This window comes from Mesorhizobium captivum, from assembly GCF_033977165.1.
Lineage (GTDB): Bacteria > Pseudomonadota > Alphaproteobacteria > Rhizobiales > Rhizobiaceae > Mesorhizobium > Mesorhizobium captivum.
In genome coordinates this window covers 1-13,004 of sequence record NZ_JAVIJB010000020.1, presented here as the reverse complement: position 1 = coordinate 13,004, position 13,004 = coordinate 1, and the positions used below count along the sequence as shown (strand labels likewise).

Sequence of the window (13,004 nt, the reverse complement as noted above, 5' to 3'; positions counted from 1 at the left end):
CTCCCCTGCTCAGTGCGATGCACCATGAAGTTCTTTGGTCGTCTCCTTCTCGGACGACAGGGCTCGCAACACGGCCTCGGGCTCTTTCTTCATGATGCGAAGCAAGGTGCGCGCAGCGCCACTCGGCTGCCTTTTCCCCTGCTCCCATTTCTTGTAGCCGGATGGGCTGGTCCCCAGGACGGTTGCCATCTCGTCCTGTGTAAGATCGAGCTTCTTGCGGATTGCTTTTGCGTCCACAACGCCAACGTCCACGCTGTGGACCTTGATGCCGGGAACGTCCTTGCCTTGCGCGTGAGCCAAAGCTTCCGACATCGCCTGGATCAGATCGGCGCCGAACTTCGTCATCTCGCTCATGTCCTGCTCCTTGTTAGCTGCCTTGATCGCTTTGGCGAATGCCGCGACCGCCTTGGCTTCGTCGGGCTCTAGATCGACTTTCTCGTTCTTTCCGTACGCCAACAGCGCGTAGATCGGCGCGTCATCGCTGTACCAATAATAGATGACGCGTGCCGCGCCGCGCTTGCCCTTGCCTTTGGCGCCGAACCGCACCTTTCGCACACCGCCGGTTCCGGGAATCTCATCACCAACCTTCGGATTGGCGGCCAGAAAGTCGATCAGTTCCTTTCGCTCATCCTCACTGAACAGCTCAGCTGCCTGCTTGATGAACAATGGTGTCTCGGCAACTGTCTGGATGCAGTCATATAACCCAATGGGTTACTACATGGAAGCGGAAAGGATGAAAGTCAATGTCTGACTGCCGCCGACGTATCGATCGCGCGCGCCATCCGGTCCCATTTCCGGCGTGACCGTGCGGAGTGATCGGAACACGGCTTGCTGCGCGCCTCCGTTGTGCGGTATCCAGCTCTTTATCCTTGCAATCTTAAAACGCGCCTTTTAATTTGCATGGATGATAGGCCGCCGTGTGCTACCTCAAGTTCGTCAGGCGCTTGCCCGTCAAGCTGCTGTGGCCCTCATCGGCCCACGCCAGGTCGGCAAGACAACGCTCGCCTTGCAGATTGGTGAAGACCTGGATGCACTCTATCTCGATCTGGAGTCCCGCGAGGACAGGAACAAGTTGTCGGATCCAGCACTGTTCCTGCGCGCCTACGAGGACCGTCTGGTCATCCTGGACGAGATCCATCGAATGCCAGAGTTGTTCCAGGAGCTTCGAGGGTTGATCGACGCCGGACGCCGGCGCGGACGCCGCACCGGTCGTTTCCTGCTTCTGGGATCAGCCTCGATGGATCTGCTGCGTCAATCGGGCGAAAGCCTGGCCGGCCGCATCGAATATGTCGAGATGACACCGCTGGACGCGCTCGAGATCGCTTCTGAAAAGCTGTCGGTTGAAAGTCTCTGGCTGCGTGGCGGGTTCCCGGACAGTTTTCTTGCACATTCGGAAGCCAACAGCTTCGCGTATCGACGCAATTTCATCCGCACTTATCTCGAGCGCGACGTGCCGCAATTCGGCCCGCGGATTCCGGCGCAAACCCTCGAACGGCTGTGGACCATGCTTGCCCACAATCAGGCGGGCCTGCTGAATGCGTCACGCCTGGCGGCCAACCTTTCGGTCAGCGCGCCGACCATTTCGTCCTATGTTGATCTGCTTGTGGACCTGCTGTTGATCCGTCGGCTGCCGCCGTTGCACGCCAATACGGGCAAACGCCTCGTCAAAACACCGAAAGTGTACGTCCGCGACAGCGGGCTCGTACATGCCCTGCTTGGCATAGAGACGGCCGACAGCCTCGCCGGCCACCCGGTCGTCGGCGCGAGTTGGGAAGGCTTCGTTCTGGAGAATCTTGTATCGGTGGCGCCCGAAGGGACCCTCGCAAGCTTCTTCCGCACCGCGGCCGGAGCCGAGATCGATCTTGTCCTCCAGCTTCCAGCCAATCGCGGCGTCTGGGCAATCGAAATAAAACGCAGCCTGTCTCCTTCGCTGGGAAAGGGTCTGCATATGGCCTTGGAAGATGTTCAGCCCGACCGCACTTTCGTCGTGTACGCCGGAACCGAGTCCTATCCGATGGCCCCGAAAATAGAAGCTGTCGGGCTCACACAACTGGCATCGCTGCTAGGCGAACAGTCATAGTCGTATATCAGCAAGGCCTCAGACGAACCGGCTGAAAGGTCGAACAGGCCGGCCGAGCGGCCATTCTGGGTCAAGGACCTGATCGACCGCACGCTCTCCGTTCCGAGCTCATTGCCAATGGCGGCATCGGCGATCCAGCCCGGGACATCATCACCAGCCCTTTTTCTTCATGCTGTCGCGCAGCGCGTCGCTGATATCCAGCGAGCTGCCCCACGGCACCCGCCGCGCTCCTGCGCTGCTGAGGATTCCTCCGCACCTTTTCCGGCAGCAGCCTTCTCCAGCGCCCCGACTCTGGCGTTGAGCAACGCGGTGACCATGGGCCACACAGAGAATTTCTGCGCCCGCGCTTTTTCCGTGAGATCCTGCAGATAGCCGCCACAACTGCGGATGCGTTCGGCCCGTTGCAGGATCGCAGCCAGGGTAATCGACGCATTCTGTGAACCCATGACCTCCGCCGCCTCCTGCCAGGCGCCTGGGCTGACCCCAATAGTCGGCCGCGCCCTGTCCGCAACGGCTGCAAGTCCCGCCAAGTCCGGATTTGCGCCCCCTTCGTGTAATTTGCGATGGGCAGGCGCCCAGCACCAACGGCACGTCCCGTTGTGGCAGGCTGCGCACGTTGTCGTCATGCTCGGCGTCGCGGCCGGCTCCTTGTGGAGACAGGCCGTCCTTAGGTCTGTGATTCTATGGGGTGCTAATGTCTCTAAGAGACTAGATGTGACCCGATAGTGCTAGGAACAGGTCATGCGCCCGTTCGTTTGGTTAGTCAAATATGATCGCCCCTGCTTCCGAAACAAGAAGATCTCGACCCGAGTCGAATCGACCATCGCTCACCGCGATCATGCGATGAAGGTCCCCTCCTCCCGTGTAACGTCGCCGGGAAAAGTGCCTACGGCTCGATGGCGATCAAGGTTGGCTGCCTCATAACACTGACGAAAGCGGCTCTTAATCCAATGCAAATCCATTTTTGATTCGTGCAAGGCGATTTTCGCCTTCCTCCGGACCGAAGCAGCCTGCGAAATCATTGCATTCCCGGCAACTGGGCGCGGTGCATAGCGAAAACCCTTCGGCCTCACAGAGCTTGCGGTAAAAGTACTTCTTCCATTTCATGTTTTGGGTGTTGCCGGCCGCCAGCGTCGGAAAATGCATGGCAAGCAGGCGGCTGAGCTCGGTGCGATTGAAAAGGCCAAGGTCCTGCCAGAGATGGTCATTGCGCATGGCGCGCCGGGCGATGATCTTGGCAAACTGGGCGCTTGCCGGGTCGCCCGGCAGGGCATGGGCCAGGAGCAGCTCGCGCAAAAGTTCCTCCTCCGGGTCCGGCTCGGGCTCGCCCATCTCTTCCAGGGCGAAGGCCTTGAAGGGGAAAGTGGGGAAGCTGCTGGCCAGGACATCGCGCAGCTCGGCGCGCGAAAGACCGGTTGCCTCCGTCGCCGTCGCCTCGCCGGCCTCGACTTCCTCGAGTGCACACGAAAGCACGCAGGCAAGCACATGCTGATCAAACTCCAGCTTGAACCGCGGCGATTGGCCGGCGCAGAGGCAGCCACAGTGGTGGGCGATGTTTTGTCCCATCAACCGCCCTGATGAGCGAGCGACTTGTTCACCGCCGGGATGATCTTGTCTCCCCAGAGCTCGATCTGGCGCAGCATCGTCTTTTGGTCGAAATCCCCCAACTGGGTCTGAATTGCGATCTGGTTGGGTTTTAAGATATCGATCTCTTCCAACAGGCGATCGACCACTCGATTCACGCTGCCGATCGGCAGGTTCCGGCGCATCGTCGCGAATGACAAATCTTGCTGCGTTGGCGTTTCTTTTAGCAGATAGCCGTCCAGGCTCTGCTGGCGACGCTGATGCAGTGCTTCAGACAGCCGGCGCTGGAAGCGGGCGTTGTCGAGATAGCTATTGATCTCTGCCTCGTCGTCGCTGGCATAGCAGCAACGTAGCAAAGATATCTTGGCGTCCGTGACATTCTTGCCTTCGGCAGCCGCGGCCTTCTCGATGGCTTCGCGCAGGACGCGCAAAGTTTCTAATCCGTTATGGAATGCCGTCACAAAAAGATTGTGTCCCTCACGATAGGCCCGGCCCAGGCGGGCCGTCCCGGCGGCGATCCAGATCGGCGGGGTCGGCTTCTGGACGGTGCGCACCGAAATCGCCGTGGGGGGTATGTTCTCATACTGACCGTCGTGCTCGAAGATGTTCTGGTTGAGGCCCTTTTGAAGGATGTCCAAGTATTCCGAAAAGACCGCTGGCGCCTCATCGATATTGACGCCGAAGCGCTCGAACTCGAATTGCTGGTATCCCGAGCCGACGCCAAGCTCGAGGCGGCCATTCGCAACAATGTCGGCGAAGCCGATCTCGGAAAGCAGGCGCTGCGGTTGATAGAGCGGCAGCACGCACACGGCAGTGCCAAGGCGAATGGTACTCGTCACGCCGGCGCAGTGCGCCACCATCATCAAGGGCGAGGGAATGAGGCTATAATTGTTGAAGTGGTGCTCCGCGAACCACGCGGTATCGAAGCCGGCCTGCTCCGAAACGACGGCCTGTTCGATGGAGTTGAGGATAACGCTCTCGCACGATTGGTGATATCCGCGCTGGGCGGCCAGGATAAAGGTTGCGAATTCCATGGTGTTTCCCTGTTTACAGAACGGAGCTAGCCATCGGGAGATGTTCTGGGTGCGCGCGAGGCGCCTTGGCCGCGGCCTCGATCTCGCCCTTGGCGGCGGCGTGGTCAGGCCGCAAGCCGTTCGGCGGTTGCAGGCGCACCGAGCGGTTGCAACTGCTTCGACAGCGATGAGGACGGACGTTTCGTCTCGCCGAGGATGACGTCTTCGGTCACAGCAGTGCGGACGCGGCGCCCGACCGGACCATGAACCCCTTGGACGAACTCGGCCTCGATGAGCAGCGGCCTGTCGCCTGGCGAATAGTCGACGATCAACACGCGGCCTCCGCAAAATACTCGTTATCGAGTTCACTGGCGTTTCCCGCATCACCGAAAGAGGTCCAGCCGCCGTCCACGTACAGGATGGAGCCGTTGACGTACGAGGCGGCGGATGAAGCCAGGAAGAACGCTGCGTCAGCCACGTCTTTCGGCTGTCCCAGCCTGCCCATCGGGATGCGTCGTGCGATCGTTTTCATATCGATGCGGCCGACCTTCGCCAACTGAGCAACGCCAGGCGTGCAAATGAAGCCAGGAGCGACGGTGGCCGTCCGTATGCCGACCGGTCCGAGTTCGGCCGCCAGGCATCGGGTCAGAATGTCCAGCCCCGCCTGGGAGGCACCGTAGGCATGGCGCGGCGCGAACGGCAGAAAGCTGTTGATCGATCCGACGTTGAGGATCACGCCGCCAGCGCGCATCGTCTTGATCGCTTCGCGAGCGCAGGTGAAGGCCCCGGTAAGATTGACATCCAGGACGTGTTGGATGTGTTCCGGTATTTGTTCGATTCCCAACGACAAAATGTCGGCGGCACCAGCACTGTTGACGAGCACATCGATGCGCCCGAAGCTCGCCCGCATCTCCTCGAATAGCGCAACCACCTCGCTCTCGACGGCCACATCCACGCATTTGGCCGGGTTCTTGCCGCGGAGCCACGCAGCGAGTTCTGCCGCTGCAGCGCCATCTCTATCAGCAATCACAACGGTATCGCCGTTTGCTGCAAAGCGGCGAACCACGGCCGCGCCTATGCCGTTCGCGCCGCCGGTGACGAGCACGATACGCGCGTCGGTGCGTTCGGCCGGACAGCAGAGTTCGGCTTGGGGTATCCCATCCACCTGCGGGTGCGCATCCCCCGGCTGGTTGAATGACATCCAGCCTCCGTCGACCGCCAGCACTGAACCGGTGATGTAGCGCGCCTGCGAGCTGGTCAGAAAACGCACGGCGAGAGCGATCTCGTCCGGATGCGCCAAACGCCCCAGCGGCACGCGGCGGCGCACGGCCGCTAAGTCCACTTTGCCCGCGCGTTCCAGTTCTGCCACCATCGGCGTGCGCACATAGCCGGGCGCTACCGCCGTCACGCGAATGCCGCGAGAAGCCCACTCACATGCAAGCGACTTCGTCAACGAGATCAGGCCCGCCTTCGAGGCCGCATAGGCGTTGCGCTTGGGATTGCCTACGACGCCTGCCATCGAAGCGACGTTGACGATGGCACCGCCCCGCCTCATGCGCCTCGCCGCTTCGCGGGCCATGACGAACGGTCCAATCAAGTTTACCGCCAGGGCGAGGCGGAAGGCGTCGACACCAGTATCGACGCTCGCAGCCATGGTGGGGCCCATCCCGGCGTTGTTGATGAGGACGCTGATCTGGGCGAACTGTGCTTCGACGCGACCGTAAAGCGCGAGCACATCCTCCTCCCGCGAGACGTCGCACTCGAGGCCGAGATGCGGCTGGCCGAGACCACGGGCCAGTTCAATGACGCCACTGCCAGGAAGGTCTACCGCAACGACAGTGTCACCATCGCTGGCAAGAACCTCGACCAGCGCACGGCCGATCCCACCCGCGGCGCCCGTAATGATGACGATGCGTCCTGTCTGCATGTTGAGGACTTCCTTCGGCGATTTCATCCAATCAATTTTGAGCGGCAAAAGATGCGTCGCGCTAAAGCAGCGCGTCCTGGCGATGGCCAGTTGCGGACCCGGAAAGACGACGCAGCGATCCGGCAGCGATCCAACTTCCGATTTGGTAGCCGAGGCTGCTGAGGGACCGGCCAAGGACAGGAGCTTGCCGTGATGATCGGCGCTGCCAAGGACCCGTACATTTGGGCACAACCAGTGTCGTCGGCGGGCTCGTGGGACAGAGCCGATCGCTCACGCCGTCGCGGGCAGAAAGGCAATCCAATTTGGCGCACCTTCACCGGGCTGTCTTTCGCCGGGATCGCTGTAGCATCGCAAAGTTGTCATGGCCTTGATTCTCCTCGGCCGATGCGGCTGTGTCGTTCGAAGCCTCCGAAGAGTCATGGCGAGAAGGAATGCAACGCTTTCCGAGCTTGTAGACCGGATCGTCCGGATGCGGTGCTCCGATCGGCCGGCGCGGGCCGAACCGTTCTGCCTCAACGATCGCTGGTGGGATCTGCTCCTCTATCCAATCGTAGACAACTGTCCGTTCGGCAATCCGCCACTCCCCTTCCCTCTTGTGAAACAGATCGCAGTAACGGCCGCACAGGAGCGTCTGGCGTACGTCTCCGTCTTTGTCCGGTGCGCGTTGCAGCGCGGTGAAATAGCTCTCGACCGCAGCCTCTGCCGAGCTGATGAACTCGATCAGGATGTTGGTGATCTGGTGGATGTTACGGGGTCCGGTCTTGAAGACACCGAGTGCAAACTCGATGAACCCCTCTGCAGGGCCGCAATAGGCGCCGTGATTGTCATGCGCATCGGGCCAGTACGCGCTGCGTAGCGCCGCTTCATCGGCGCGGTCGATCCCGCGGCAGTACCGATAGAGGCAGTCCCGGATCGCCTCACGGTCGATTAGTTGGGCAATTTTCGTCTGTTCCATCGGCTCTGCCACAAATTCTGTGATCGGAAGAGGTGTTTCGCGAACCGCACCTTGGCGTTTGTGCATCAGGGGGGCTTCTCGATGCCGCAGGTGCCCCTGCGCAGTTGGACGAGGACGGTGGTGGAACAGAAGGCGCGTGCCTCAGTTCCCGTATGGGCCACTTGGTCGATCCCTTTCATGCCCGCCGGACTCTCGGTGAATGACGTCCGGTTCAACTCGTGCTGCAGGGTTCACGGTCGAGTTTAAGTGCACGTTCGGGACAGGATCGCGCACCTCGCGATGCAGTCAGTTCCTCCCCTTCCGCAACTTCGATGTTACCGGCCAGGATGTAACCGGCGTCATCGAGCTTGAAGATGTGTGGCGCGTGCGCCGCGCATCGCGCGTGACCCTGGCATTTGGCATTTTGGACGATGATGCGCATGGCGCTGCCTCCATTGTCTTTGCACCTCGGCTCGGGGGCGGGGCTTGGTCAGGACCAGTCTAGAATCAGATTTTCGATCCCGAACACATGGCCGCCAGAGGTGATGGGTGCCGTACCCTTCTTGATCCTGAAGGCGGGGATGCGCGCCAACCACTCCTCCAGGCCAATGACGATCTCGCGCCGGGCAAGGTGTGAGCCAAGGCAACGGTGGGGACCATAGCCAAAGGTGGCATGGCGGTTGTCCTCTCGCGCCAGATCGACCGTGTTGGGGCATTCGAATTCCGCCGGGTCCCGGTTGGCGATCATCGTGGCGCAGGAAACATAATCTCCCTTGCGGATCGGCGCGCCTTCGAAGTCGATATCTTTCGTTGCCACGCGGATCAACTGAACGGTCGGATAGGCGCGCAGCAATTCTTCGGCCGCGGCCACGATCCGGCCTGGTTCGCCGCGCAGCAATTCCTGATCCTTGAGGTTGCGTGCGAGATAGGCCAGGTCAAAGCCTATGGCTGCTGCAACAGTGTCTAGCCCGGCAACAAAGACAAGCACGCCGACGCCGCGTACTTCCTGTTTCGTCAGGCGGCGGCCCTCGACCTGTGCCTGCACGACGAAAGTCATGAAATCATCAACCAGGTCCTTGCGGCGGACGGCTGCAAGTTCATCAATGAACGATACGATCGTCCGGGCCGCGGCCGGCCGTTTCACATCGTCGCCGTGGAGCAGATCTCTCCCCCATCCAACAAATGTGTCGATTCGGTCATCCGGTAGCCCTAGGAGATGAAGGAAGATGTTTACCGTGAACGGAAATGCGAAATCCTTCATGACGTCGCAGCTTGTGCCCGATGCGGCGATCCCGTCGATGAGCCTGATTGCCCGCTCGCGGACAGCCGGCTCCAATGCCGCCACCCGCTTTGGCGAAAACAGCGGATTGAGCAGTGAGCGAAAGGCGCCATGGGCAGGAGGATCCAGTTCAAGTGGGATCATCGGCCAGCTTTCGCCCAGGGCGGAGGCAAAGATGCTGCGATGGCTGGAAAAAGTTTCGCTGTCCTGCAGCACCCGGCGCTGGTCGCTGGCGCGGGTGATCACCCAGGTGCCCCTGCCGTCGCGTGTGTTGAGGGGTGAATAAAAGATAGGCGGGCCGGAATGGACGCAAGCGACTGCCGCGTGGGGATCCCCGTTGGGAGTCGGTGACATGCCGGGCGAAGTGAACAGGCTGAACTCCCTCACCATTTCGGGCGGGACATGATCTGGAACCGGATTTGTCGCCATTTGGCCTCTTCTCCTGAACGCCAGGCGTTCATGCGCTCGATTGAGATTGCCGGCCGATCTCAAGGTCGATTGGCCAGCACCCGGTAAGTCCCAGCTCTAGCGCGTCGTGATTGTGTTGCGCGATGCAGCCAAACTGCGCACCAGCGCAAGAGATCGGTCGCGCATTCAAGCAGCAGAGGCATCTGCTTCGTGCTGCGGTTCTAAAGCGTAACCCACTGGTTATCCCCATTGAAGTTTGTGAGACTGGTCAATCATCGCTGAGCTCCGTGACGCACTGCTGCTGGCGCCCCGAAATCTTCTAAGCAAGTTGCGTGCCGGATCGACCGTATCGATGGTGCTGAACCGATCTATGCTCAGCCACCACCGGGACCGCCGCTCATTGGATGACCACATGTCGTCCCGGCAAAACGTCCGACAACCGACACCTGCGGTCAGCTTTGTCGCGTCCGCGACACGGGGACTGTTCGGCTTGGCTCCTGCCAAACCTTGGTTCAGACCAATTTAACAGTATGCAGGACACTCTTTCTGAGGCTTTTCTGCCAACTTGGCATAATGTTGAGAGTCTTTGGTGGCCGATGCGCCAAGCATTGCGGTCGTCGCCGAGTACCGCAGCCATTCGGCTTTCTCCCTCGCAGACCGACGGGATGCTCAAGGCCTTGATTGAATGGCCGATCGAGGACGATTGGCTATAGGTGTGGATGTGCGCGAACTATCTGAAGGTGCGCCGCAGCGGCCGCGTCGTCTCGGTCGCGGTGATTATCGCCGTCGGCGTCGACCATTGCCGCGAGGTGCTTGGCATGAGGTCGGCATCTCCGTGGCCAAGCCGACCTGGACGGAGCTCCTGCGCAAACTGACGCGCCGCGGCTTCAGAGACGTCAAGCTTGTCGTCTCCGACGCGTCTCGGTCGCGGTGAGTATCGCCCTCGGCGAAAGCGGCGGTGTATCTACGCGGTAGCGCATCTCGTCCTATCCGATCCAAGGTTCCCGCGGATCAGACGAAGGTAAAGTCCCACGCGCTCAACCCAAGCCCGGCCAGATCCGCGACGCTGTGGACATTACCGAGATGAGCAAAATCGTCGGCATGGTTATCGGAGGTGACATAGGCCAGATTCCCTGAATGGGTTAACGGGTTATAGTAAACGATAACGTCGCCGATACGCTCATTGGAGATCGCATCCGCAGCCTGGGAGCCGTTGCTGAACGAGTTGGTGAGCACGACGACATGCTCGCCGTTCGCGCCCGCGGCGTCGCCGCTGTAGAAGGTGTCAACTGGATGGCCAGACCGCGAGCTGGCGTGGTTGACGAAGTTGGCGCCAAAGCCGTCGCTACCGAGGCCAACCGCATCGAAGGCCAAAGTGTCATCCGCCGGGTTGAAATCCAAGATCGAGGTATTATCCGGGTCCGGCCCGAAACGCGGGTCATATCCAGGGATCGGGTTGTGGAATTGGAACACGAACGTGTCGTTGCCTGTCCCCCCGGTCAGATAATCCCTGCCGTCACCAACAAAGAGGGTGTCGTTACCCGGACCCCCATAGAGCTTGTCATTATCCTCAGCAGCGATGCGCGGTCCGTCTCGCCCGCTGTCGCCGTAGAGGTAGTCATTGCCCTCCTCGCCAAAGACATGATCATTACCTGTGCCACCGAAGACTCGGTCATTGCCGGGCCCCGCCGAAATGGAATCGTTACCGGCAAGAGCGTCAATCCAGTCATTACCGTCGGGATCTGTGATCACATTCTCACCGTTGGTGCCGAAGAGGGCGTTGTCGCGCGGACTACCATGGATAGCCATCAGAGACACTCCTTATCCTGCGTCCCCACGCCACCTGAACCTTTTCATATCTCTCTTCAGATTATTGGCAAAATTGATTGTTCCGATTCAACATATTTACGCGATGGATGTGTGTCATCCTCGGGTGCGCCATGAGCGCCTCCGGGTCGTGCGCGCAATGACGGGAGGCGCGGATGCCGGAAGAACACGCGCGGCCTGCGGGCGTCCTGCTCTCCCGGTCGCGAGTGGATGTCTAACGCTTTGATATCGGAGAAACGTGATTGGAAAATTGCTTTCCAGGAATACGGTCATTGAGTAGGACCATATTGAAGCCGGAGCCTCCCGCGGTGGAAGCAGGGGCAGAATGATCGTTGGTCCTTGCTTGCCGTTTGTTTGACGCAAGGTGGTTGAATGCCTGAGCAAAGCAATCCGGCGCGGCACTCCTGAGCGCGCGGCAAGCGGCCGGGGCATTTCGATTCGCGGCAGAGGTCACCTCCATCTGCCCACGGGTGCTGTCGCCAGATTAAGAGTTGTTCCGTCTGCGGATCAGATCACAAGCAAGCAATGCCCAACGAAGGATCTTAGTACTTTGAGGACGGCTACTTGAAGGAAGCATGGGCCTCGTTTTGGAGCACGGCCGCAAAGTTGGACTGACTGACCGACAAAACAACCTTCGCCGACAGCTGACGCATGTGGCCGACATCGGTCAACCTTCAGCGGAATTCGGGTAGTAGCTCGTCGAATTTCGAGCGGTGAGATGTCTTTCCTCGCCAAGCGCGCAGGCGATTGCGACGATCGAGCGATCCGTGACAGCACGGGAAGCAATAGCTAGGCGCTCACTCGCTCCGCAGGCAAAGCGATGGCCAGCAGAATGCCGAGCCCCGGCGACGGGTGCCGAGCGAAACCGGAAAACAACATGCAATTGGTCTCGCCTCATGCAGCGGTCGGACCGGGAATGCGTGGCAGGGTCTCGGCCAGAAACCGCCAGTCCTCGCGCTCGCCCTCGCCTTCGCGACGCTTGCCAAAGAACTGGATGATCATCTTGCCATCGGCGCCGTAGGCTTCGAGCGAGGTGACGTGACCGTCCTTGGTCGGCTTGCGAACGGCCCAGACCTCGCGGATGTGGTGGGTCCCGAGATGCAGGTGGAAGGTCTCGTCGAGCACATTAATCCACGGGCCGATTGTTTTGACCCACTTGATCGGACCGGAATGGATCTGGATGCAGCCACGATTGCCTACAAAGCACATGATCGGCATTTCGTCTTCGGCCGCCTGTTGAAACATGGCGCCGATGGCGTCCTTTTCGAGCGCCCAAGCGTAAACCTCGCCGACCATACGCACCGCCTCGCGGCGGCTGAGCTTCAGTCTCTTCAACATGTCGAAGAACTGATGCACGTCCGTCAGCTGGCTCCAGCACTCGCGTAGATCCTCCACCGTGGCGGCTTGTTCAGGAACCTCTGCGTCGTCGTTGGCTCCGCTCGCCTTGAATACTACGATCGGCTCCTGGTTCGAGGATTCCAGCTCAGCCACCAGCTTCTGATAAGCATCGAGATTTGAGGCGGGCCCGAGTTGCACCTTGTGCATCGCCTTGCCGGCGGCATCAAAGAATTGCAGGCTATGGCTAATGTCCTTGCCATCGCGCTTCTCGACAGCAAAGCCATGCGCCCAAACTTTCGGGAAGATGCGCAAGTCGATCTCGTCGCCAAGTACCAGAGCATGCTTGTTGCCGGTGACCACCTTGTCGTAGACGCCGATCTTTTCGTGCACCGCACTTTCATTGCGAGTATGCGCCACCACTTCGCCGACCGCTTTGAGGCCGGTCAGCAGATCATTGACGCGCGGCTCGACACGAATCGCGCCCAGACCGCAATGCGCAGCGATCAGTTCCGCTTCTGAAATGCCCAGTCGGGCGGCGAGATCGTGCGTAAGCGTCACGAGCACCGCACGGCTGTCCTTGGTTGACAGAGGCAGGGTCAGATGCGGGCCGCTTT

The 13,004-nt window shown here is 60.3% G+C and carries 12 protein-coding genes and 1 pseudogene; 2 read left to right on the top strand and 11 right to left on the bottom strand.

Annotation, left to right across the window (positions count from 1 at the left end):
• Positions 1 to 9: 9 nt before the first annotated feature.
• A complete protein-coding gene (locus RFM40_RS17925) occupies positions 10 to 666 on the bottom strand; it encodes a helix-turn-helix domain-containing protein (RefSeq protein ID WP_320223326.1) in 657 nt (218 codons plus the stop codon).
• A gap of 295 nt (positions 667 to 961) precedes the next feature.
• Here RFM40_RS17925 and RFM40_RS17920 point away from each other — a divergent pair, with 295 nt between their 5' ends.
• Positions 962 to 2,080 (top strand): ATP-binding protein, encoded by a 1,119-nt coding sequence (locus RFM40_RS17920; protein ID WP_320215374.1) that lies wholly within the window; start codon positions 962 to 964, stop codon positions 2,078 to 2,080.
• 167 nt (positions 2,081 to 2,247) lie between these two features.
• On the opposite strand, the gene repC is transcribed toward RFM40_RS17920, so the two are convergent.
• From repC to RFM40_RS17880, 8 genes are all read right to left on the bottom strand, one after another.
• Positions 2,248 to 2,706: a replication initiation protein RepC gene (gene repC, locus RFM40_RS17915; RefSeq protein WP_320277890.1), complete on the bottom strand. Its 459-nt coding sequence runs from the start codon at positions 2,704 to 2,706 to the stop codon at positions 2,248 to 2,250.
• A 316-nt stretch (positions 2,707 to 3,022) separates the two neighbouring features.
• Positions 3,023 to 3,646 carry a nitrogen fixation protein NifQ gene (locus tag RFM40_RS17910; RefSeq protein ID WP_320277889.1) on the bottom strand — a complete coding sequence of 208 codons (624 nt, stop codon included), beginning with the start codon at positions 3,644 to 3,646 and terminating at the stop codon, positions 3,023 to 3,025.
• A complete protein-coding gene (locus RFM40_RS17905; protein ID WP_320277888.1) occupies positions 3,646 to 4,698 on the bottom strand; it encodes an LLM class flavin-dependent oxidoreductase in 1,053 nt (350 codons plus the stop codon). Before RFM40_RS17905 ends, RFM40_RS17910 begins: the two co-directional genes overlap by 1 nt.
• Before the next feature lie 104 nt (positions 4,699 to 4,802).
• Positions 4,803 to 5,012 (bottom strand): hypothetical protein, encoded by a 210-nt coding sequence (locus tag RFM40_RS17900; protein ID WP_320277887.1) that lies wholly within the window; start codon positions 5,010 to 5,012, stop codon positions 4,803 to 4,805.
• Complete coding sequence (locus RFM40_RS17895) at positions 5,006 to 6,604, bottom strand: SDR family oxidoreductase (RefSeq protein WP_320277957.1); 1,599 nt, start codon at positions 6,602 to 6,604, stop codon at positions 5,006 to 5,008. The genes RFM40_RS17900 and RFM40_RS17895 overlap by 7 nt, the downstream gene beginning before the upstream one ends.
• A gap of 313 nt (positions 6,605 to 6,917) precedes the next feature.
• On the bottom strand, positions 6,918 to 7,559 hold the full coding sequence (locus tag RFM40_RS17890; RefSeq protein WP_320277956.1) for a nuclear transport factor 2 family protein: 642 nt from the start codon (positions 7,557 to 7,559) through the stop codon (positions 6,918 to 6,920).
• A gap of 211 nt (positions 7,560 to 7,770) precedes the next feature.
• Positions 7,771 to 7,980, bottom strand: a complete 210-nt coding sequence (locus RFM40_RS17885; RefSeq protein ID WP_320215380.1) for a ferredoxin — start codon at positions 7,978 to 7,980, stop codon at positions 7,771 to 7,773.
• Positions 7,981 to 8,028: 48 nt separating this feature from the next.
• Positions 8,029 to 9,246 (bottom strand): cytochrome P450, encoded by a 1,218-nt coding sequence (locus RFM40_RS17880; RefSeq protein ID WP_320265613.1) that lies wholly within the window; start codon positions 9,244 to 9,246, stop codon positions 8,029 to 8,031.
• A gap of 662 nt (positions 9,247 to 9,908) precedes the next feature.
• Between RFM40_RS17880 and RFM40_RS17875 the strand changes: the two are divergent.
• A pseudogene (locus RFM40_RS17875) lies at positions 9,909 to 10,144 on the top strand (transposase); the annotation flags it as partial.
• Positions 10,145 to 10,236: 92 nt separating this feature from the next.
• Here the strand turns inward: RFM40_RS17875 and RFM40_RS17870 are convergent.
• Together RFM40_RS17870 and RFM40_RS17865 are read right to left on the bottom strand one after the other, a co-directional pair.
• A complete protein-coding gene (locus tag RFM40_RS17870; protein WP_320277886.1) occupies positions 10,237 to 11,034 on the bottom strand; it encodes a calcium-binding protein in 798 nt (265 codons plus the stop codon).
• Between the two features lie 912 nt (positions 11,035 to 11,946).
• Positions 11,947 to 12,990, bottom strand: a complete 1,044-nt coding sequence (locus RFM40_RS17865) for a hemin-degrading factor (RefSeq protein WP_320277955.1) — start codon at positions 12,988 to 12,990, stop codon at positions 11,947 to 11,949.
• Positions 12,991 to 13,004: the final 14 nt, after the last annotated feature.

What these genes read in the sequence shown, in the direction of transcription:
- repC (WP_320277890.1), bottom strand. Translation starts at nt 2,706, where the DNA reads ATGACGACAACGTGCGCAGCCTGCCACAACGGGACGTGCCGTTGGTGC.
- RFM40_RS17910 (WP_320277889.1), bottom strand. Translation starts at nt 3,646, where the DNA reads ATGGGACAAAACATCGCCCACCACTGTGGCTGCCTCTGCGCCGGCCAA.
- RFM40_RS17905 (WP_320277888.1), bottom strand. Translation starts at nt 4,698, where the DNA reads ATGGAATTCGCAACCTTTATCCTGGCCGCCCAGCGCGGATATCACCAA.
- RFM40_RS17895 (WP_320277957.1), bottom strand. Translation starts at nt 6,604, where the DNA reads ATGCAGACAGGACGCATCGTCATCATTACGGGCGCCGCGGGTGGGATC.
- RFM40_RS17890 (WP_320277956.1), bottom strand. Translation starts at nt 7,559, where the DNA reads ATGGAACAGACGAAAATTGCCCAACTAATCGACCGTGAGGCGATCCGG.
- RFM40_RS17885 (WP_320215380.1), bottom strand. Translation starts at nt 7,980, where the DNA reads ATGCGCATCATCGTCCAAAATGCCAAATGCCAGGGTCACGCGCGATGC.
- RFM40_RS17880 (WP_320265613.1), bottom strand. Translation starts at nt 9,246, where the DNA reads ATGGCGACAAATCCGGTTCCAGATCATGTCCCGCCCGAAATGGTGAGG.
- RFM40_RS17870 (WP_320277886.1), bottom strand. Translation starts at nt 11,034, where the DNA reads ATGGCTATCCATGGTAGTCCGCGCGACAACGCCCTCTTCGGCACCAAC.